Consider the following 20,779-nt stretch of genomic DNA (forward strand, 5'->3'; position numbering starts at 1 on the left):
CGCCCCTAGTGACCGTGCTCGGCCTCGCCCTTGGCGAGTTCGGCTTTCAGAAGGAAGGCGTTGGCGCCGGCGATGCGTTCTGATCCGCTGAGGCCTTGCAGGATTTCGGTGCGACCACCGGCCTGGCGGCCAACCAGCACCCGCACGGGCGCAAAGCCGTCTTCAGTGCGCACGAAGACCACACTCCTACCTTCCACGGTCTGGACGGCCTCGGACGGCACGGTCAGACCTCCAGAGGACTCGCCAGTGACCACAGCGCCCGTCACGGCTGATCCCGCCGGCGGAAGATTTCCGCCTGTCGGTCGGGCGCGGATCACTGTCGCGCCGGTTTCCGCTCCTGCGCCTGCGGCCACGCCAGTGACGACCACGTCGAACTCACCGCCCGGTCCCTGGACGCGGACCGGCGTTCCCGCACGCACCTGCGAGGCAAGCGCCGGCGGGGCGTTGAACACGATCTCGACCCGCGCCGGATTGGTCACCTCGGCGATGACGCCGCCTTGAGGCGCATAGCCGCCTGGGCCGACGAGGACGTTGGTGACCACCCCCTGAATGGGACTGGTCACGTTCACCCGGCCGGCAGTGCTGGGGGAGCCTGCTGCGGCGGCCCGAGCCCGGGCCGCGTCGGCAGCGGCCTCCGCGCTCAACGCCTCCGCGTGGGCGACCTCCGCATCGCGTCGCGCGACCACGCCCTGATCGGCGAGACTTTCCTCGCGTCGGTGCGCCTGCTGCGCAGCCACTGCATTGGCTTCAGCGGCTTCGACGTCCGCGCGCAAACTTGCTGCGTCGCCGCTGACCAAAACGGCCAGAGGCTGGCCGGCGCGAACGGATTGGCCTGAGGCCACCAGCACGCGCTCAACACGGCCCCCAACGCTCGTCGCCACGGCGGCCCTGGCGTCGATCATGGGCTCGACACGTCCCGACAGGCGCGTTTCCCCACCGCCTCCGCCCGTTACGCCCACGATTGTGATGCCCGCCGCCTCGATCTGGGCCGGCGCCAGCGTGACGTGAGCGCCTTCAGCTTCAGCCGTGTGGTCGTCGGCCGGCGCGCCTTCGGCATGAGTGTCGGCGGGCGGCTCAGAAGGGGTTCGCGTCAGTGCGTATATGCCACCCGCACCGAGGACGACCAGAACGGCGGCCCCGGCCATCAGCCAGGTCCGGTTGATCTGTGTGAATCGGTTCATTGCGATATTCCAAAAGGGGCGCGGCCTTGCAGACGCGCGAGATCGATTTCAGCGCGGACGCGGGCGAGGCGGGCATCCACGGCGGCGCTGCGGGCATTGATGAGGGCGGCCCGCGACGATCGCAGTTCAAGCTGTGAGATGCGGCCGGCCTCGAAGCCGATCCGGGAAAGGCGGTAGGCTTCCTCAGCCGCCCTGATCCCCGCATCGGCGGCGGCGACCCGGCTGGCCGAAGCCCGAAGTCGGGCCTCGGCGGCGTTGCGGTCTGCCTCGGCCTCCTGACGCGCGCCGATCAGCCGGGCCTCGGCGGCCCGGAACTCGGCGCGGGCCGCATCGATGGCGCCCCGGTTCCGGTCGAACAGCGGCAACGGCATGCTGACGCCAAAGGTCAGGGCCGTAGCGTCCTCAGCTTCGTAGCGCCGGATGCCCACCGAGGCGGTGATATCGGGGCGGGCGCGAACCCGTTCGACCTCGATGCGGCTCTCTGCGGCAGCGCGTTCCGCCTCGGCGACCAGCACCTCGGGAGCCGCCACGACGGCGGCGGTCACGCCGGCCGGGGTTCTATCCAGCAGACTCGCATCGATCGAGGTGACCGGCGTCGGCAGCATGGCCACGACGGTCAGACGGGCGAAGGCCGCGTCCCGTTCCGCCTGCGCCTCGTCCAGCGTCGCGCGCGCCGCCGCCGCTTCCGTCTCGCCCTGGATGCCGCGCAGAAGCGGCTCGCGTCCTTCCTCTACGAGGATTAGGGCGGCGCGGGTGTCGGCGATGGTGACGGTCAGCGCCTCTTCGGCCAGTTGGAACCGGCGCTCGGCCGCTTCGGCCTCGGCGTAGACGAGCGCCAGTCGGCTCGCCGCCTCGACGTCGGCGAGGTCCCGACGCAGGGCGGCGGTCCCGACTTCGGCGTGGGCGACGCCGACACGAGCGCTGCGGCGGCCCCACAGTTCGAGGTCCTGACTTAGGGAGAGGGTGGTCTCGGCGTTGTCGTAGCCCTGGAAGGGGCCGGTGCCGAAGGCGTTCTCGGCCTCCAGCCCCAACTCCGGATTGGGCCGGACGCGCGCCTGCCGGACGCGCGCCTCGGCGGCTTCAAGAAGCGCGTCGGCTTCCATGGTCGCGGGCGTTTCGCCCAGGCGAGCGAGCAGGACCTCGAATGAGGGAGCAGGGTCGGCCCAGGCGGGTCCGCCGAGAAAGCCGGCCGCTATCGCGACCAGCGCGCAGCCCGCCACGAGGGGCGGACGGCGACGATAGGGGGGTGACATGTTTCATTTCCCGAGTGGTTGACGTGGAGGGCGCGCGGATGCGCGCGATCCCGTCAGCCTCGGGGAGGGCGTTCCGGTCCGGCCGGCGTGCGGGACGCCAGCGGTTCGCTGGGCAGCAGAACCCTCGGCTCTCCAGACGCAGTCGCCGGGGACACGTCACCGTTGCCGACCACCACGGCACCGCCATGGTGACAGTGGCCGTGCGAGCAGATCGCATGGTCGTCGGGATCAGACGGCAGATCGCCACCGTCGTCGGCGACTGACGCCGCCGCATGAGCGGGTTCCAGTTCCACAGCACAGGCCGCAGCATCGACAGTCGGGATCAGAACGAACACAGCGACGAACAGCGCCAAGAGCGCCGCCATGATGCCGTGTCTGTTCTCTGATCGGACCATGCCGCCCTTTAGCACGGTTTGCGGCAACAGCAACGGACGGTAGGTCGCAACGCGAGCGCCGACGCTACAGCCTATGGCGTTCGCGACGTCTTTGCTCCGCGTTTGGCGATTCACGTTCTAGGCGCGCCCACCGCTTCATCCGTCAGGTCCTTTCGCCAACGCGCCGCCTTGATCAGCGCCCGAGCCACACTGGCGCGATCAGGCGCGGTCGCGACAATTCGGCCGTTTCGCAGTCCAATGAAGCCTCGGCCATCGCGCTCAGGCGTGACCTGGCAGAGCTGGCTTCCGTGGAAGAAGGACAAGCTGCTCATCGAGCCAGCTCCAGCGAGACAGCACCAGGCTGCTGGAGGTGCTTAGTCGCCAGAACCCAGCCCTGCGGTCCCGACGCCATCGGCACAGCGCGCACTCGTCCGGCCAGTCGCAAGGGCCTCAGACAGGCTCGAACCCGCTTGGCCATCGTGATTTCCAGCTCGACGTCTGCGGGATCGAGCTCTCGCCTCTCGACGACCGCCTGCGCCAGCCCTCTCGACGTGAGCGGTCCTTCGGCTTCTCTCAAGCAATCAACGACGATGCTGGTGATCTCTCCCGGCGCAGCAGCGTAAATTGGCCGGGCTCGCTTCGGCGCGATTTCACCGATGTCGATGTCCGGTTTGAGCAGGACAAGGACCGCGTCCAGGTTTTGGATCGTCTTCTGAAGGTCGCGGATGAGCCCTTGATGTTGCTCCAACTCACCGTCCAGCTCGGCGCGTTTGCGGACCAGGGTGTGAAGGGCGACAGAATGCTCGGTGCCGAAAGGGATGATCGAACTTGCCATGCCCTCACCATAAAGGCAGGGGTTCCCACGGTCTCGGTTGTCAAGGTGTGTTTGCTACCCATAGCCGAAAGCGGCCGTCCTGCGCGCGGAGGGTGAGGGGGCAAGCCTCTCTGGCATTCCCCTCACCCTGGTCGCAAGGAGCGATGCGCTGACGCGCATCACTGCGACTCAGGCCTCTCCCACAAGGGGAGAGGCGCCCGCCGTCAGCGTCAGCTCTCCGCGAACTTCAGCACCTTGATCGCATCAAAGTCCTGCACCCCGCCGCCCACGCGCTTGGTGGTGTAGAACAGCACATAGGGCTTGGCTGAATACGGATCGCGCAGCACGCTCAGCCCCGCCCGGTCCACGATCAGATAGCCGCGCCGGAAGTCCCCGAACGCCACCGCCAGGGCGTCCGCACCGATGTTCGGCGTCTCCTCGATCTCGGTGACGGGGTAGCCCAGCAGGCTGGACGTGGCCCCCGGCTGGGTCGCCGGGCTCCAGACATAGTTGCCGTCCGCATCCTTGAACTTCCTGATCGCGCTGGCCGTGCGGCGGTTCATGACGAAGCGCCCGTTCGCCCGGTACTTGGCCTTCGGCGCATAGATCAGGTCGATCAGCCGATCCACCGGCGCCTCCCCGAACGCGCCGTCCGCGCCGGTCAGCACATGGCCGATCTGGCCCCATGCATTGTCGGCGGCGGTCGGGTAGGTCAGGAAGCCCCTCGGCTTATTGGTCCCGTCGCCGTTGACGAAGGCTTCCGTCTCCTGCGCCGCGAAGGCGTCCTCGATCTCCCCCGCCAGCCATTCGTCCAGGCTCATGAACGCATCGTCCAGCAGGGTCTGGGTCGCCGCCGGACTGGCGTACAGTTCCGCCGACGGGAACTCCAGCAGGCTCAGGTTCGCGCCCTCGGTTTCGGGCCGGACCGCCGTCTCGGCCGCCCAACCGGCCTCGATCCCATCGGTGGACACCGGCTTCCTGAACACGCCCGAGGCCACCGTCCGCACCGTGGCGATCTCGCGCATGGGCGAGGCCGCCATCAGGCGCCGCTCCACCAGACGCTCCGTCTCCGCCGGCGCGATCAGCCCGCCCGACCCCGACCCGCTGTCCAGCCCGGCCTTCACCACCAATCCTCCCCCTCTGGGGGAGGGGGACCACGAAGTGGTGGAGGGGGTCGTTCCGCTCCTCAGATACGCGTCCCACGCCGCCTTCGCCTCCGGCGCAGCGACCACGGCGCCCTCCATCGCCGGCCGCCGCGCCTCGCTCACCACCCGGTCCAGCCGCGCCTGGGCGCCCGCCACCGCCGCGTCGATCCGCGCCACCTTCTCCTCCAGCAGCGTGTCGGCGCTCGCCTTCTTCTCGATCTCCGCCAGCCGCGCGTCATTGGCGCCCTTGAACGCCTCGAACGCCGCCATCAGCTCATGCATCGCCGCCCGCGCCTCAGGCGAGGCGGCGGCCTGTTTGGTCTCTCTCATCATGTCTCCAGTTGAAAACGGGCCGGCTTCGCCGCACCCTCGTCATCCGGCTCGCCGCCGGTCCCGTTCAGACGCTTTGGGGGCGCCCGTGTCGGATTTCACAAAACTCGAACTGGCGGTCCTCGACGCCATCGCCGACGAGACCACCGATCAGGCGCCCGAGCTGCCGGGCCAGATCGCCGACGCCCGCGTCGTGGACCGCACCCACACAGCCTCGGGCTTCATCACCCACATCCAGATCGATCCCGCCCGCACCGCGCCCATCGAGTCCGCCCCCGCACATCTGGGCACCATCCACGCCGACATCGCCGGCCTCGCCGATCCCGTCGGCTTCCGCGCCGTCATCGAGCACGGCCGCCTGAGCGCCCTCGAAACCGAAACCTACGGCCATGACGCCTCCGCCATCGACTTCACCACCGCGCCCTTCAGCGGCCTGTTCCGAATCACGCCCGAGGGCGAGTCCGTCGCGATCACGCCTCCGTCGGCGGCCCTTCGGGCACAAAGTCCCTTGCACCGCATCCAGCAGGAAACCTATCCGTTGCCGCCCGAACCTGAGCCTTACCGACCGAAGGACTTCTTCGCCCACCCATGGGGCGAGCGTTATTCGTCAGCGGAACTGGAGCGCCTCCAAAACGAGCGCCTGCCCTTCCCCCTGCACATCCTGCTGATGGTCCTGGAGTTCGCCGTGGTCGGCGCCTTCGTCGCCTTCTTCCTCGGCCTGCACGAACAGGTCCCGATCCTCGCCACGGCGCTCTCCGGCCTGAGCACGGATTTCGCCATCGCCATCCTCGTCGCGGTCATGCTCAGCCTCACCCTGCTGCGCTGGTCGCTCCTGCGCCGCGCCAAGGCCGTGGCCGACGGCTGACTGGCCGGCTATTCGCGATTGCCAGCGCGACCACAGCCAAGCATGGTTGCGCTTCAGCTAGCGGAGCCATGCAATGAACCTCACGATTCGCGACGGCCAGCTCACCCTCGGCAGCGTTTTCAAGCTGGTTGCTATCAGCTGGCTGTGTTTCGGCGTCGTCGTGTTCGGCGGTCTGTTCCTGCTGTTGCTTCTGATCGGTGTGGCGTCCGGGTCGATGGTGGTGAATGGCGATATGGTGCAGGGACGTGGATCGGTCCTGGTCGCCATGCTGCCCCTGCTCATCCTCCTTCCGATCATCTTCGCCCTCCAGGCCGTGATCTTCGGCGCCTTCGCCACGGCCGGAGCCGCCCTCTACCGCCTCCGCAAACCCCTCAGCGTCACGGTCGAACGAACGACGCCGTCCCAGTTGTAGCGAACCGCGCCCCCGGCAGCATCGGGAACGTCACCAGCGACACCTCCCACAGGTCCACCTCGCTCAGCACCCGCAGGCGCCCGTCCTTGCGCGCCCGCACCGCACGAAACCCGATGGACAGCCCGTCCAGCGCCCCGGCCCGCGCCAGGGCCCCGGCGAAGCGCGCCTCCGGCGACCAGTCCAGGATGCGCCCGGCCACGAACAGCCCGCGCGCGTCCTCCGCCACTTCATCCCAAACGCCCACCAGCGCCCGCGCCTCATGCTGGTGCAGCATCTTCACCCCTGCCGCGCCGCCGCGCGCGAGGCTCTCCGCGAACGCCCCCTTCGCCACCACGTCCCCGTTCAGATCCGCCACGCCCCACAACGACGCATAGCCAGACACGGCCAATCCTACCCCCTCGGGGGAGGGGGTCTGTCCGCGCCTCGGTCTCAACATCATCCCTCACCGCCGCATCTCCAGCCCCGCCTCAATCCGCTCCAGCGACGCCCTTGTCGCCACGGCCTGCTCCTCCAGTCGCGCCAGCCGCTCGGCCACCAGACGCTGCTCCGCCACCCGACTCTCCAGCGTCTCGATCCGCGCCGCCGCGCCCCCGGCCCAGATCAGCCCCGCCGCCGTCTGCACCGCCACCGCTGCGATCACGGCCCAGGGCATTTTCCGTTCGCTCATCGGCCCACGCCAGCCATCTCCCGCCGCTCGTCCTCGCTCAAGAAGCTCGCCGCCTCCAGCCGCGCCCACAGGGCGTCGCGCTCCGGCTGCAACGCCGGCACATGATCCAGATCCGCCTCGATGCGGCAGTCCGCGAACCGGGGCGCCAGCCAGGCCGTCATGGCCCCCGCCGTCTTGGTGACCAGCGGAACCACCGTCCCGCGCCAGAACGCGGCGTTGGCCTCGCGATAGTTGGAATAGGTGGCGTCCCCGGGAATCCCCAGCAGCTGCGGCGGAACCCCGAACGCCAGGGCGATCTCCCGCGCCGCCGCGTGCTTGCCGGCGATGAAGTCCATGTCCGCCGGCGTCCACGACATGGGCTTCCACTCCAGCCCGCCTTCCAGCAACAGCGGCCGCCCGGCGTTCGCCGCCCCCTGATGCCGCTCGCCCAGCTCCGCCTTCAGCGCCGCGAACTGCTCGTCGGTCAGCCGCTCGCCGTCCTTGGCGCCGTAAACCAGCGCCCCCGACGGCCGCGCCCCGTTGTCCAGCAGCGCCTTGTTCCAGGCGCCCGAGGCATTGTGCACATCGATGGCGAAGGCCGCCGCCTCCAGCGGCGAAAACCCGTACCAGTCGTCCACCGGATTATGCAGCTTCAGATGCAGCACCGGCGAAAACCCGTCCGCCGCCCGGCCCAGCCGCACGGTCCGCCCCGCCACGGTGTAGTCATAGGCCGCCGGCCACCCGCTCGGCCCCGGAACCACCTTCACCCGATCCGGGCGCAGGCCGTACACCTCCTCGATGCCGTCTCCCGCCGCCTCCAGATAGGCGTTGCCCGCCGTCTGCAGGTTCGCATACAGCGCCTCGAAAAGTTCGGCCCGTCCCTGCTCCGGATTGGGCCGCGCCAGCACGCGGACCAGCGGATGATCCGCCCCCGCCCGCTCGCCGCCGCGGAACACCGTCAGCGGCACCGACGCCGCCGCCTCGGCGATCATCCGCACACACCGGTAAGCCACCGGGTTCTTGCCGAACCCCTCCCGCGCCAGGCTCTCATAATCCCGCGGCGTCCACACCGCCCGCCCCTGCTGCGTCCAGGCGATCACCCGCCCCACGCCCGAGTCCTTCACCTCCGGCGCCCGCCGTTTCAGAAATCCGAACATCATTCTCCTTTCGCCTCTCCCCTTGTGGGAGAGGCCTGAGTCGCAGCGATCCGCTCGGCGGATCGCTTCTCGCGACCAGGGTGAGGGGGCCGCCGTCGGCCGGTTTCAAACCACCCGCACCCTCGGCCCCTTCGCCCGCTCTCTCAGCATCAGATCCGTCACCGCCCAGACCAGCGCATCGGCCCGATCCGGCGAGTGTTTCGTCCCTTCCTCGGACCCCAGCGCCATCAGCTCTTCCTCCAGCTCGGTGAAGACGCCGCAGTGGACCGCCCGGCCCTGTTCGTAGAGCATGGCTGCGGGCTCGGCCCGCGCCCGCTTGGCCCGGCTGGCGTGCACCAGCTCCACCCGCACCGGACACCCCGCCTGCTTCAGCACGGCGGACACCATCTCCCCGCCCTGGTTGGCCTCGGCCAGCACCCGGTCGGCCCCGAACGCCCGCGCCGTCTCCGCCACGCGCGCCGCCCATCCGCCCGGCGTCAGCCCCCGCACGGACCGGTCCGCCAGCACATACACACGCTGCTCCAGCCGCCCGGCCGCCACGATCCCGCAGGCGTCGCCGCCGGTGGTGATCGGCGGGTCCACCGCCACCACCACCCGCTCGAACCGCTCTGGAACTTCGCCGGTGAACGCCGCCCGCGCCCGGGCCAGATCCTCGGCCCGGAACAGGGCGCCCTCGCCCTCCGTGACCAGACCCTCCAGCTCCTGCGCCGCCAGCCGCGTGCCGCCGTAAAGCGCCGTCAGATGCTCCAGAAATCCGGGCGACAGATTGGCCGCGTTCTCCGCCGTGCCGCGCCGCACCGTCACCGCCTCGGTCATCAGCCGCCTCAGGGCCGGAATCGGCCGGGGCGTGGTCGTCACCATCAGCTTGGGCGCATCGCCCAACCGCAATCCCATCCGCAGGTTCGACAGCACCTTGTCCGGCTCGCGCCAGGCGCAGAATTCATCCGCCCAGGCGCCGTGAAACTGCGGTCCGCGCAGGCTCTCCGGATCCTCCGCCGAAAAGGCGTAGGCCACGCTGTCGTTCTCCCAGACCAGCCTTCGCCGTCCCGCCTCCCACCGTGGCCGGTCGCCCGGCCCGTTCAGGGATTTGATGCCCGACGGCCCCTCGACCATCACCTCGCGCACGTCGTGCAGCGCCGGTCCCACCAGCGCCAGGGTCACCCCGTCATTGGCTCGCGCCAGTTCATTGATCCACCACGCCCCGGCGAAGGTCTTCCCCGACCCCCGCCCGCCCAGCATCAGCCAGGTGGTCCAGGGAATCTGCGGCTCAATCTGCCCCTGCTCCGGCGTCCGTTTCAGCGCCGCGTCCATCTCCAGCAGCACCTCCGGCGAATACGCCGTCTGCAACTCGCTTGCGCTCATATGCGTCCAGCAGGCGACCGCTGCTCGCGATAATGTCCTCGCAGACGCGCTGTATTCGCTCTGGACTGAAGTCATCGGCTTTCTTGCTCATGTCCTCTCCATCGGCCTTGGAGCGTCCGCGCCCCGGCGTCTCCGTCAGTCCGGCCGCCGCACTGGCGGCCCGCGCCACATTGACGATCGCGCGCGCATGGCGGTCCAGCGCCGCGCTGTCGGCGCCCGTCTTCGGGCGCGCCTCGCACAAAGCCCCGACCACCGCCTCGACTTCCTGGATCAATCGCGCCTGAACGGCCGCCAGCCACCCGGCCCCGTCCGCCCCGCGCTCTTCGCTTTTTCCCGTCATGCCCAAAGTGTACGGGACCAGCGTCCACGGTCGCGAAAACGGACAAAACTAATCGCCCATCCCTTGTCCGCCTTGGCATTGGCTCTGAAAAATGCGGGACGAACCGACGCCTATCGCCCCTATCCTCCCCCGCCGGGGGAGGGGGACCGCGCCCTCAAGGGCGTGGTGGAGGGGGCGCCGGCTCCGGGCTTGGACTCCCTACCCCGTCGCCTGCGCCCCCTCGTCCGCGTTCAGCCAGTCCGACAGGGTCCGCGCCATCTGGCTCACGTCGATGGGCTTGGCCAGGTGGCCGTTCATCCCGGCCTCCAGACAGGCCTGCACCTGATCCCGACCCACATTGGCGGTCAGGGCGATTATGGGAATGTTCCCCACCGCCCCGCCCAGCGCCCGTATGGCCCGCGCCGCGTCCAGCCCGTCCATCACCGGCATGTGCACGTCCATCAGCACCAGGTCATAGGCCTCGTGGCGCACCGCCTCCACGGCCTCTGCGCCGTTCTCCACCGTGTCCACGGTCAGCCCCATGCCGCCCAGCAGCACGCTGACCAGCTCCCGGTTCGCCGGGGCGTCATCAGCCATCAGGATGCGGGCCGCGCCGATGGCCTGCGCCACCTCGCCTTCGGCCTGATCCTCCGCCCCATCCGCTAGCGGCAACGGAACCTGGAACCAGAAGGTCGACCCCTTCCCCGGCGTTCCGAACGCGCCGATCTCGCCGCCCATCATCTCCACCAGCTGGCGCGAGATGGCCAACCCCAGGCCTGTGCCGCCAAACGTCCGCGTGGTCGAGGCGTCCGCCTGGGTGAACCGGTCAAACAGCTGTTCCACCTGCGCGTCCGAAACGCCCACCCCGGTGTCCTTCACCGACAGGGACAGCCACACCCGCCCGTCCGTCCCCGGCTCACACGATGCGTTCACCGTCACCGCGCCCTCAGCCGTGAACTTCACCGCATTGGACAGGAAATTCAGCAGAACCTGACGCAACCTCGCCGAATCCCCGATCAGCCCCGCCGGCATGTCCGGGTCGGCCTCCAGCCGCAGCTCCAGCCCCTTGGCCCGGCACTGCCCCTCCATCAGCTCCACGCCCGCCTGGGCCAGCGCCAGCGGATCGAAACGGTGCGGATCCAGCTCCACCGCCCCCGCCTCCAGCTTGGAGTAATCCAGAATGTCGTTGATGACCGCCAGCAGGGCCTCGCTGCCCGCCGCGATCCGCTCCACATAGCGTCGCTCCTCGTCGCCCAGCGTCCGGCTCTGGCCCAGCAGCCCCGCGAACCCGACCACGCTGGTCAGGGGCGTGCGCAGCTCATGGCTCATATTGGCCAGGAACTCGCTCTTGGCGCTGGCGGCGGCCTCCGCCCGTTCCTTGGCGGCGGTCAGCTCGGCCTCCATGGCCTTGCGCGCACCGATCTCCCGGATCACCGCGATCAGCTCGCCTTCGGGGTCCTCGTCCGCCACCTTGCGGAAACTGCCCTCAACCCAGACCGGGTCTCCATCCTTGGGCTGCACCCGGTACTCCAGGGTGGCGCTCTCGCCGGTCCTGTGCACCCGCTGCATGACCTCCATCAGGCGCGAACGGTCGGCTTCCACCAGGAAGTCCATGGCCTTTTGCCCCGCCATGTCCTCGCGGCTCATGCCCAGGATTTGCTCGGCGGCGGGCGAAATGTAGGGGCACGATCCGTCCGGCCGGATGCGGCAGATCACGTCCGCCATGTTCTCGGCCAGCAGGCGATAGCGGCGGCTCTGGCGGCGGCTCTTCTCCAGCGTCTCGACCAACTCGGCCTCCAGCGCCTTGCGGTCGTCGATATTGCGAATGCAGCAGACCACCTCGTAACCGCCCCGACTGTTCTCCACCCGCTGCATGCTGTTCTCGGCCCAGCGGATGTCGCCGTTGCGATGCACTGCGCGGTACTGAACCCGTTGCGGCTCTCCGGTCTCCAGCACCCTGGCCATGGCCCGCTGCAGGATCGGCCGGTCCTCCTCCAGCAGGAAGTCCTCAGCCTTCTTTCCCGCCATGTCCTCGGGCTTCCAGCCGATCACCCGCTCTACCGCCGGGGAGATGTAGTTGCTGCCGCCGTCCGGCTTCACCCGGGTGATCACGTCGCTGATGTTGTCGGCCAGCAGGCGGTATCTCTGCTCGTTCTTCTGCGCCCGCCGCAACGCCGAATCCCTGTCGGTGATATCCTGATAGACACCGAACAAGGCCGTCACTCGCCCTTGCGTATCCGACTGGGTGACGGCCTGGGACTGCACCAGCCGCACCTCGCCGTCCGGTCGCACGATCCTCAGCTTGAAGGCGTAGGGCTCACCGCTTTCCAGGCTCCCGCGGACCTTCGCCTCCACCTCGGCCCGGTCGTCCGGGTGATAGAGATCCAGAGCGTTCTCCACGGTCAGCTCGAAGCTGTCCGGGTCCACCCCGTGTACGTGATAGACCTGCTCGGACCAGGTCAGCGCCCCGCTCAGAGCATCCACCCGCCAATGGCCGACGCCGGACATGGCCTCGGCCAGATCCAGCATTTCCAGACTCTCGCGCGCGGACGCCGCCTCCCGCCGCTTCTCCAGCATGTCGGCCGCCAGCCGCGCCATGCTTTTCAGGGTTTCCAGTTTCGCCTCGTCCGGCCGGGGGCGCGCCTTCTGGTCCAGGACGCACAGCGCGCCCACATCGCGTCCGTCACGCGTCGTGATGACCGCCCCGGCGTAGAAGCGGATATGGGCCTCGCCGGCCACATACAGGCTGTCCCTGAACCGCGGGTCCGCGCTGGCGTCCTCCACCACCAGCACGCCGCCCTCGCCCAGCGCCACGGCATGGGGTGTGAAGGCGTTCTCGCGATCCACCTCCACCACGCCGATGCCCAGGCGCGACCGGATCAATTGGCGCTCACCCTCGGTGATGGACACCAGCGCCGCCGGCGCCTCGAACAGCGTCGCCGCCAGGCTGGTCAGCTGGTCGAACGGCGAGGTCTCGTCCGCCGCCGCCCTGTTGTTTTCTGCGTCCGACAAGCGTCGTCCTCCCCTTGGGGCGAACGGTGCTTCAATTAGACAAAGGCTTCGTTAGCGACCGGCGTTTTTCCGTCCCGGCAGGCCGCGCTCGGCCATCCACTCGGGCGCCTCGAAGTCCAGCGCGTCCTCCGGCTCGTCCAGCGTCATCTCGTTGACGGTCTGTCCACGGATCGACACCCCCGCCCGGTGCACGCTCTCCGAATCCCCCGAGATCAGCGGATGCCAGTCCGCCAGCCGCCGCCCCTCGTGCAGCCGCCGATAGGCGCACGACTTCGGAATCCACTTCAGCCCCCCGATGTTGCCGGGGCTCAGCTTCACACAGTCCGGCACCTGCGCCTGCCGGTTCGCATAGTCCGAACAGGCGCACGCCGCTCCGTCGAACAGCTTGCAGTGCACCCGCGTGGGGATCACCTCCCCGCTGTCCTCGTCCTCGAACCGCACCAGACAGCACAGCCCGCACCCGTCGCACAGGCTCTCCCACTCAGCGGCGGTCATCTGCTCCAGAGACTTGGTTTCCCAGAAGGGTCGCATGGGCGCGGCTTCTAGCCGCTTCGTTCGCCCTTGTCGCGCGCCTCCTTTCCGCTAAGCCTGTCAGGCTGTTCTCCGGGGGCTGTTTCATGATCCGTCTGCTGTCTGTCGTCGCGCTGGTCTGCGGCCTGTTTCTGGCCCCGGCTGCTCAGGCGCAGGACCTGTTCCCCGGCGCGAATCTGGACGCCGCCATCCCCGCGCCGGAGAGCGTCATCGGCCATCCGGTGGGCGAGCGCCTGACGCCGGTGTCCGACATCCACCGCTATCTTGAGACCCTGGCCGAGGCGGCGCCGGACCGCATGGTCACCGGCGAGTACGGCCGCACGTGGCAGGGACGCCGCCTGATCTGGGCGGCCATCTCCTCGCCGGAGAACATCGCCCGGCTGGACCAGATCCGCGCCGCTTCCCGCGCCCTGGCTGACCCGCGCAGCACCGACGCCGCCACGGCCCAAAGGCTGATCGCCGAGACCCCCGCCATCGTCTGGCTGGGCTACTCGGTCCACGGCAACGAGGTCGGGCCGGCCGAGGCCTCCATGGCCGTGGCCCGCCACGTGCTGGCGGCCCGGGGCGACCCCCGCATCCAGCGCATGCTGGAAAACACCGTGGTGGTGCTGATTCCTACCCAGAATCCCGACGGCCGCGACCGCTTCATCACCACCTACCGCGCTGGTCAGGGGCTGGTGTCCGACCCCGACCCCCAGTCGGTGCAGGGGGACGAGCCGTGGCCCAGCGGGAGGTTCAACCACTATCTGTTCGACCTGAACCGCGACTGGTTCGCCCAGACCCAGCCTGAGACCGTGGGCCATGCCGCCCTGCAGATGCAGTGGAAACCCCAGGTGGTGGCCGACATCCATGAGATGGGCACCGACCAGACCTATTTCTTCCCGCCGGAAGCCGACCCCTTCAATCCCCTGTTCACCCCCAGCCAGCTGGCCATGCGCGAGGTCATCGGCCGGGCCCACGGCCAGGTCTTCGATCAGGCGGGCATCGACTATTTCACCCGCGAGTATTTCGACGCCTTCTATCCCGGCTACGGCGACAACTGGCCCGGCTATTCCGGCGCCATCGCCATGACCTACGAACAGGGCTCGGCCCGGGGCGACGTGCGCCGCCGCTCGGACGGCAGTCTGCTGACCCTGTTCGAGACGGTGCGCAGCCAGTTCCTGATCTCGCTGTCCACCATCGACGCCGCCGCCGTGAACCGGCAGCAGCTGATGAGCGATTTCCATGCCTATCACGCCTCGGCCATCGAGGAGGGCCGCCGTCTGGGCGCCATCATCCTGCCGCGCACCGGGTTCGACCCCGGCGCGGCCGACCGTCTGGCCCGCTCCCTGGCCTCGCAGGGCATCGAGGTGGGCGTGGCGCAGGACGGCTTCTCGGCCTGCGGATCGCACGGCGCCGGAACCTATGTGATCGACCTGGCCCAACCCGCCGGGCGCCTGGCCCGCGTGCTCATGGATCCGGACCTCAGCCTGCCCGAAGAATTCACCGCCGAGCAGGAGCGCCGGCGCGCGCAAGGGCTGGATCACCAGCTGTATGACATCGCCGCCTGGGCCCTGCCGCTGGCCTACAACACCCCGGCGATCCAGTGCGGATCGCGCCCCGGCGTGGCCGTCACGCCCCTGTCCGGCGACACTCCGCTGACCGGCGGCGTCATCGACGGCCAGAGCGCCGCCGCCTGGATCGTGCGGCCCGGCCTGTCCGGCATGCGCTTCCTGACCGCCGCCCTGCGCGACGGCCTGAACGTGCGCAGCCTCGAGGCCCCCTTCACCCTGGACGGCCGCGACTGGCCCGCCGGGTCGCTGGTGTTGACGCGCGGCGCCAATCCCGATGACGCTTCGGCCCGCATCGCCCGCATCGCCGCCGATACCGGCGCGACCGTTCAGGGCGTCACCGACACCTGGGTCACCGCCGGGCCCAGCCTCGGCTCGGACCGCGCCGCCCCCGCCCGGGCCCCGCGCATCGTCCTGGCCTGGGACACGCCCACCAGCCCCACCTCCGCCGGCGGCGTCCGCTGGCTGATCGAGCGGGCCTACGGCTATCCGGTCACCATCATCCGCACCCGCGATCTGGGCGGCGCCGACCTGTCCGCCTATGACGTCATCATCCTGCCCGACGGCGGCGGCTATGGCGGCGTGCTGGGCCAGGGCGGCGTCACGGCCCTGCGCGACTGGACCCGGCGCGGCGGCGTGCTGATCGGCCTGGGCGGCGCCATGCGCTTCATGGCTGAGCCGTCCTCGAACCTGCTGGCCGTCCGCCGCGAGGGCGGCGCCGTGACGGAAGAAGCCAGCGCCCCCGCCGAACCGGCCGAGGGCGAGTCCACCGTGCCCGGCGCGATCATCACCGACCCGGCCGCCCTGCGGGACGCCATCCGCCCCGCCGGGGGATCGCCGGACTCGATCCCCGGCGTGCTGCTGCGCGCCGCCACCAACAGCGACCACTGGCTATCCGCCGGGGTGGCGCCCGAGCTGAGCATTCTGGTCTCTGGCGCGGACATCTACGCCCCCCTGCGGCTGGACCAGGGCGCGAACGTGGTCAGCTTCGCCGGACCGGACGACCTGCTGGCCGCCGGCTATATCTGGGACGAGAACCGGGCCCAGCTGGCCTACAAGCCCGCCGTGGTCGCCCAGTCGCTGGGCGGGGGCCAGTTGATCGGCTTCGCCCACGATCCCACCGCGCGCGGCTTCATGCGGGGTCTGGACGTGCTGTTCCTGAACGCCGTGTTCCGGGGGCCGTCCTACACCCGGTGACCCCGGGCCTCAGTGGCTGACGGTCTTCGAGAAGACATTGATGACGACGACGCCGCCGACGATCATGGCCAGGCCGAGGATGGCCGGGGCGTCCAGCCGCTGCTTGAACACCACCCAGCCGATGGTGGCGATCAGCACCACGCCCATGCCGCTCCAGATGGCGTAGGCCAGGCCCACGGGAATCTCCCTGAGCGCCACGGACAACAGGTAGAACGCGGCCAGATAGCACGCCGCCATGCCGACGGTCGGCACAGGCCGGGTGAACTGCTGCGACGCCTGCAAAAGGCTGGTGCCGACCACCTCCAGCAGGATCGCGGCGCCCAGCGCCAGCCAGGTGATCGGACTCATGGGGCGTCCGGCCCGGTCAGCAGGGCGCCGATGGCCCGGCGCTGTTCCGGCGTCACATCGAACAGGCCGAACAGGTCCGACATCCACAGCCCGTTGGCCAGCAGGCGCAGCATCAGGGCGTCGTCCCGCCCTGCCGGATCGGCCGGGTCATCCTCGGCCAGCACGTCCGTGCCCGCCCGCCAGCGCCGCGCCAGCGACGGGTCGATGGCGCAGGCCACCAGCGCCGCGCGGCCCAGCACCAGATCCTTCTGGTCTCCCGGATTGTTGACGCTGACCCGCATGGCGGCGCGGGCGTTGCGGTTGTAGGGCTCCGGGTCTTTCGCCGCTTCGGCCCGCACTTCGTCCACATGCTGGCGGGCCAGTTCGTCGATCATGCCTTCCAGCAGCGCGGCCTTGGTGGGGAAGTGATGCAGCAGGGCCCCCTTGCTGACAGGCAGACGCTCGACCACGGCATCCAGCGTCAGGGCCAGCGACCCGCCCTCGGCGGCCACGGCGATGGCGGTGTCCAGGATCAGCTGGCGGGTCTGTTCGGCGGTGCGGCGGGGAACGGGAATCATGAACCTCCATACCGGCTGGACGGTCTGGTCTCAACCCGTCGCGACGGTGGCCATGGCCGCCCCGGATGACGTATAGGGCGCGCCTCCCCATCTGACGGAACATCATGGCTGCTCGCCCGCCCCTCATCGCGCTCAAGGACATCCGCCTGCAGGACGGACCCCGCCCCCTGTTCGAGGGGGTGGATCTGGCCATCGAGCCGCGCATGCGCGGCTGTCTGGTGGGTCGCAACGGGGCGGGCAAGTCCACACTGATGCGCATGGTCATGGGCATGATCGAGCCGGACTCCGGCGACCGCACGGTCCAGACGGGCGCCCGCTTCGCCTATGTGCCGCAGGAGCCGGTCATCACCGGCGAGACCCTGCTGGACTACGCCGTAGCCGGCGGCGCCCAGCCGTGGACGGCTGAAAGCTGGCTGGAGACCTTCGGCCTGTCCCCGGCCAAACCGGCGAAGGGCCTGTCCGGCGGCGAAATCCGTCGCGCCGCCCTGGCCAGGGCCTTTGCCGAGGAGCCTGACGTCCTGCTGCTGGACGAGCCCACCAACCACCTGGACATCCTGGCCATCGAGCGGCTGGAGCAGGAGCTGGCCGCGTCCCGCATGGCCGTGCTGACCGTCAGCCACGACCGCGCCTTTCTGAACAAGGTCACCAACACCTGCTACTGGCTGGAGGGGCGTCAGGTCCGCACCCTGAACCGGGGCTTCGAACATTTCGACGCCTGGGCCGATCAGGTCACGGCGGAGGAGGCGGAATCCCTGCGCCGCCTCAGCAAGGCCATCGAGTCCGAGACCCACGCCTTCTATCGCTCCATCACCGGTCGCCGGACCCGCAACGAAGGCCGCGCCCGCCAGCTGCGCGCCATGCGCGCCGACCGGTCCGAGCGCCTGCGCGACCAGCCGCGCGAGCTGTCGCTGGACGTGGATTCCGGCGGTCATTCGGGCAAGCGGGTGGCCGAGCTTCGCGGCGTGACCAAGGCGTTCGGCGAGCGGATCATCGTGAAGCCGTTCACCACCCGCGTGCTGCGCGGCGACCGCATCGCCATCGTCGGCCCCAATGGCGCGGGCAAGACCACCCTGGTCAAGATCATGCTGGGCGAGCTGGAGCCGGACGCCGGTTCAGTCAAGCTGGGCGTGGGGCTGGAGCCGGTCTATCTGGATCAGGCCCGGGCCGAGCTGACCGGCGACATGACCCTGCGCGACGCCCTGACGCCCGGCGGCGGCGACTCCATCATGGTGCGCGGGACGCCGAAGCACGTGGCCGCCTACGCCAAGGACTTCCTGTTCACCGAGGCCCAGCTGCGCCAGCCGGTCTCGACCCTGTCGGGCGGCGAGCGCAATCGGCTGCTGCTGGCCCGGGCCCTGGCCCAGCCCGCCAATCTGCTGATTCTGGACGAGCCCACCAACGACCTGGACATGGACACCCTGGACCGGCTGGAGGATCTGCTGGACAGCTATGACGGCACCCTGATCCTGGTCAGCCACGACCGGGATTTCGTGGACCGTCTCGCCACCTCCACCATCGCCCTGAACGGCCGCGGCGACGTGGTGGAGACGCCGGGCGGCTGGACCGACTTCGTGCGCCAGAACCCGGGGTTCCTGACCGAGGACAAGGCATCGGCCGCAGCGCCTTCCTCTCCGGTGAAAGCTGCGGCCGCCAAACCGGCCCCCTCCGCGCCGGCCCGCAAGCTGTCCTACAAGGACGCCCGGCGGCTGGAGGAAGTCGAGCGCCTCATGGCGGAGGCGCCCGCCGCCATAACCGCCGCGGAGGCGAAGTTGGCGGACCCGGACCTCTACTCTCGCGACCCCGCCGCCTTCCAGCGCCTCACGGGCGAACTGCAGGCCCTGCGCGACCAGCTCGACGCCGCCGAAACCGAATGGCTGGAACTGGAAGAGAAAAAGGCCGAACTGGCGGGCTGAGACCGCATTCCCACCGCCGCGGACGCTGGCCCGCTCCTTGCACCGCACCGGCCATGACCCAGCCCCTGTTCAACCGCCGCACGCTTCTGGCCTCCACCCTGGCGCTGGCCGCCTGTGACGGGCGCCCAGCGGCGTCGCAGGGGATTGAGGGGCCGATCCGGCCGCTGCGGGATGTGGCGTCCTTCCCTGTCGGGGTCGCCGCCATGACCGACCATTTCCGCGATCCCCAGTGGACCCAGCTGGCCTCCACCCACTTCTCCCAGCTCACGCCCGAGTGGGAGATGAAGATGGAATACATCCTGGGGCCGGGCGGGCGCCTGCGCTTCGACGCGCCCGACGCCATCGCCGACTTCGCGCAGCAGCACGGCATGAGCCTCTTTGGCCACGCCCTGATCTGGTACTCGCAGGGCCGTTCGTATTTCGAGGGTCTGGACGAGACCCGCTTCGCCGCCGAACACGACCGCTACATCCGCGAGGTCATGGGCCGCTACCGGGGCCGGGTGACCGGCTGGGACGTGGTCAATGAGGCGGTGGCCGAGGACGGAAACGGCCTGCGCGACTGTCACTGGTCGGCGCGGTTCGGGCAAGACGGCTACATCCGCCGCGCCTTCGAGGTGGCGGCGGAGGCGGATCCGGACGCGGTTCTGTTCATCAACGACTACAATCTGGAGCATAACCCCCGAAAGGGCGCCACCTTCCTGCGGATGGTGGAACGTCTCCTGAGCCAGGGCGCGCCCATCGGCGGTCTGGGGACCCAGTCTCACATCGACTACGACATCGAGCCGGGCCGCACGGCGGCGTTCATCCGCGAGATGGCCCAGTTCGGCCTGCCAATCCATGTGTCCGAGCTGGACATGTCCATGGGCCGCTCGCGCACCGACATGACCCGTATCGAGCGACGCCGCGAGTTGCAGGCCGAGCGGGTGCGCGAGGTGGCCGACGCCTTCATGGCCCTGCCCGAGCGTCAGCGCTTCGCCTTCACCGTCTGGGGCCTGCGCGACCGGGACAGCGTGCTGCGCCGCGGCGACTGGGACGACGGCCGCGACGAGCCCCTGATGTTCGACTGGCTGGGCCGGCCCAAGCCGATGCTTCAGGCGCTGGAACAGGCGTTCGCCGCATAGGCCTATGCGGCCAGCGGATGCACCTTGATGGACCGTTCTCCCGTCCGGGCCTGGGCCAGGTCATGGGCGGCCTGCATGCGGACCAGGGTGTCGGCGCTGATCCCGAACAGCTTTTCGAAGCGAATGGCCATTTCCGCCGACAGCCCGGTGTGACCGTTCAGCAGTGTGCTGGTCGCCTGGCGGGTGACGCCGAGGGCATGGGCCAACTGGGTGACGTTGAGGCCTGCCGGCGTAACAATCTCGGTCTTCAGCCAGGAGCCCGGATGAACCGCGAAGGAGCCGTGAAGACGAATGGCCATCAGTGATAATCCTCCAGATCCATGTCCTCGATCACGCGATCATCGGTGATCCGGAACGTCATGCGCCAGTTTCGGGTCAGGGTCAGCGCCCAGACCCCGGCCCGGTCGCCCGTTAGCCGGTGGGCGCCGTAATTAGGCGGGATCAGCAGTTCCTCGGCTGAGGCGGCGGCATCCAGATAGGCCAGCATATTGCGTACACGCTCGACCAGATCGCCGGGCAGGCCCTTGGCCTTGCCGGTCTCGGCGAAGGATCGCAGAGCCTTATGCCGGACGCTTTTGATCTCCACCCCGGCAATGTGCTCGCAAGGGCGACAAGCGTCAAGTGACGCGCGACGTTTTTTGACCCCGCGGCGACTTCGCTAGCCCTTTATCAAGGATTGATGGGCATACTGC

At 69.4% G+C, this 20,779-nt stretch carries 21 protein-coding genes; 5 read left to right on the forward strand and 16 right to left on the reverse strand.

Annotated elements, in window-relative coordinates; genetic code table 11:
- Positions 1-5 precede the first annotated feature (5 nt).
- From ACI8U3_RS03640 to ACI8U3_RS03660, 5 genes are all read right to left on the reverse strand, one after another.
- Positions 6-1,181, reverse strand: coding sequence for an efflux RND transporter periplasmic adaptor subunit (locus ACI8U3_RS03640; RefSeq protein ID WP_196838233.1), 1,176 nt, complete (start codon positions 1,179-1,181; stop codon positions 6-8).
- Positions 1,178-2,434 carry a TolC family protein gene (locus tag ACI8U3_RS03645; protein WP_415013503.1) on the reverse strand — a complete coding sequence of 419 codons (1,257 nt, stop codon included), beginning with the start codon at positions 2,432-2,434 and terminating at the stop codon, positions 1,178-1,180. The genes ACI8U3_RS03640 and ACI8U3_RS03645 overlap by 4 nt, the downstream gene beginning before the upstream one ends.
- 53 nt (positions 2,435-2,487) lie before the next feature.
- Positions 2,488-2,829, reverse strand: a complete 342-nt coding sequence (locus tag ACI8U3_RS03650; RefSeq protein WP_415013504.1) for a hypothetical protein — start codon at positions 2,827-2,829, stop codon at positions 2,488-2,490.
- Positions 2,830-3,136: 307 nt separating this feature from the next.
- Positions 3,137-3,643, reverse strand: a complete 507-nt coding sequence (locus tag ACI8U3_RS03655; RefSeq protein WP_196838230.1) for a hypothetical protein — start codon at positions 3,641-3,643, stop codon at positions 3,137-3,139.
- Positions 3,644-3,852: 209 nt separating this feature from the next.
- Positions 3,853-5,097, reverse strand: coding sequence for a phage major capsid protein (locus ACI8U3_RS03660; protein WP_415013505.1), 1,245 nt, complete (start codon positions 5,095-5,097; stop codon positions 3,853-3,855).
- Between the two features lie 88 nt (positions 5,098-5,185).
- Here ACI8U3_RS03660 and ACI8U3_RS03665 point away from each other — a divergent pair, with 88 nt between their 5' ends.
- Positions 5,186-5,962 (forward strand): hypothetical protein, encoded by a 777-nt coding sequence (locus ACI8U3_RS03665; protein ID WP_415013506.1) that lies wholly within the window; start codon positions 5,186-5,188, stop codon positions 5,960-5,962.
- A 73-nt stretch (positions 5,963-6,035) separates the two neighbouring features.
- The gene (locus tag ACI8U3_RS03670) at positions 6,036-6,374 is read left to right on the forward strand and encodes a hypothetical protein (protein WP_415013507.1); all 339 of its coding nucleotides are present in this window, start codon (positions 6,036-6,038) and stop codon (positions 6,372-6,374) included.
- Here ACI8U3_RS03670 and ACI8U3_RS03675 read toward each other — a convergent pair.
- From ACI8U3_RS03675 to ACI8U3_RS03705, 7 genes are all read right to left on the reverse strand, one after another.
- Positions 6,340-6,810 carry an HK97 family phage prohead protease gene (locus ACI8U3_RS03675; protein WP_415013508.1) on the reverse strand — a complete coding sequence of 157 codons (471 nt, stop codon included), beginning with the start codon at positions 6,808-6,810 and terminating at the stop codon, positions 6,340-6,342. The two genes, ACI8U3_RS03670 and ACI8U3_RS03675, sit on opposite strands and share 35 nt — an antisense overlap.
- A gap of 6 nt (positions 6,811-6,816) precedes the next feature.
- A complete protein-coding gene (locus ACI8U3_RS03680) occupies positions 6,817-7,041 on the reverse strand; it encodes a hypothetical protein (protein WP_415013509.1) in 225 nt (74 codons plus the stop codon).
- A complete protein-coding gene (locus ACI8U3_RS03685) occupies positions 7,038-8,180 on the reverse strand; it encodes a phage portal protein (protein ID WP_415013510.1) in 1,143 nt (380 codons plus the stop codon). Before ACI8U3_RS03685 ends, ACI8U3_RS03680 begins: the two co-directional genes overlap by 4 nt.
- Positions 8,181-8,282: 102 nt before the next feature.
- The gene (locus tag ACI8U3_RS03690; RefSeq protein ID WP_415013511.1) at positions 8,283-9,539 is read right to left on the reverse strand and encodes a DNA-packaging protein; all 1,257 of its coding nucleotides are present in this window, start codon (positions 9,537-9,539) and stop codon (positions 8,283-8,285) included.
- Positions 9,445-9,879 carry a hypothetical protein gene (locus tag ACI8U3_RS03695; protein WP_415013512.1) on the reverse strand — a complete coding sequence of 145 codons (435 nt, stop codon included), beginning with the start codon at positions 9,877-9,879 and terminating at the stop codon, positions 9,445-9,447. The genes ACI8U3_RS03690 and ACI8U3_RS03695 overlap by 95 nt, the downstream gene beginning before the upstream one ends.
- 198 nt (positions 9,880-10,077) lie before the next feature.
- The gene (locus ACI8U3_RS03700; RefSeq protein WP_415013513.1) at positions 10,078-12,870 is read right to left on the reverse strand and encodes a PAS domain S-box protein; all 2,793 of its coding nucleotides are present in this window, start codon (positions 12,868-12,870) and stop codon (positions 10,078-10,080) included.
- 51 nt (positions 12,871-12,921) lie between these two features.
- Positions 12,922-13,401: a YcgN family cysteine cluster protein gene (locus tag ACI8U3_RS03705; protein WP_415013514.1), complete on the reverse strand. Its 480-nt coding sequence runs from the start codon at positions 13,399-13,401 to the stop codon at positions 12,922-12,924.
- Positions 13,402-13,487: 86 nt separating this feature from the next.
- Between ACI8U3_RS03705 and ACI8U3_RS03710 the strand changes: the two genes are divergently transcribed.
- Positions 13,488-16,148, forward strand: coding sequence for a M14 family metallopeptidase (locus ACI8U3_RS03710; protein ID WP_415013515.1), 2,661 nt, complete (start codon positions 13,488-13,490; stop codon positions 16,146-16,148).
- A 9-nt stretch (positions 16,149-16,157) separates the two neighbouring features.
- Here the strand turns inward: ACI8U3_RS03710 and ACI8U3_RS03715 are convergent, their stop codons facing one another.
- On the reverse strand, positions 16,158-16,496 hold the full coding sequence (locus tag ACI8U3_RS03715; protein WP_415013516.1) for a DMT family transporter: 339 nt from the start codon (positions 16,494-16,496) through the stop codon (positions 16,158-16,160).
- On the reverse strand, positions 16,493-17,053 hold the full coding sequence (locus ACI8U3_RS03720) for a TetR/AcrR family transcriptional regulator (protein WP_415013517.1): 561 nt from the start codon (positions 17,051-17,053) through the stop codon (positions 16,493-16,495). The genes ACI8U3_RS03715 and ACI8U3_RS03720 overlap by 4 nt, the downstream gene beginning before the upstream one ends.
- Before the next feature lie 104 nt (positions 17,054-17,157).
- Between ACI8U3_RS03720 and ACI8U3_RS03725 the strand changes: the two genes are divergently transcribed.
- Both ACI8U3_RS03725 and ACI8U3_RS03730 read left to right on the forward strand, forming a co-directional pair.
- Positions 17,158-18,966: an ABC-F family ATP-binding cassette domain-containing protein gene (locus ACI8U3_RS03725; protein ID WP_415013518.1), complete on the forward strand. Its 1,809-nt coding sequence runs from the start codon at positions 17,158-17,160 to the stop codon at positions 18,964-18,966.
- Positions 18,967-19,019: 53 nt separating this feature from the next.
- Positions 19,020-20,087: an endo-1,4-beta-xylanase gene (locus ACI8U3_RS03730; protein ID WP_415013519.1), complete on the forward strand. Its 1,068-nt coding sequence runs from the start codon at positions 19,020-19,022 to the stop codon at positions 20,085-20,087.
- 2 nt (positions 20,088-20,089) lie between these two features.
- Here ACI8U3_RS03730 and ACI8U3_RS03735 read toward each other — a convergent pair whose 3' ends face one another.
- Both ACI8U3_RS03735 and ACI8U3_RS03740 read right to left on the reverse strand, forming a co-directional pair.
- Positions 20,090-20,386: a HigA family addiction module antitoxin gene (locus ACI8U3_RS03735; RefSeq protein WP_415013520.1), complete on the reverse strand. Its 297-nt coding sequence runs from the start codon at positions 20,384-20,386 to the stop codon at positions 20,090-20,092.
- Positions 20,386-20,673, reverse strand: coding sequence for a type II toxin-antitoxin system RelE/ParE family toxin (locus ACI8U3_RS03740; protein WP_415013521.1), 288 nt, complete (start codon positions 20,671-20,673; stop codon positions 20,386-20,388). Before ACI8U3_RS03740 ends, ACI8U3_RS03735 begins: the two co-directional genes overlap by 1 nt.
- Positions 20,674-20,779: the final 106 nt, after the last annotated feature.

The organism is Brevundimonas sp., from assembly GCF_047617075.1.
GTDB lineage: Bacteria > Pseudomonadota > Alphaproteobacteria > Caulobacterales > Caulobacteraceae > Brevundimonas.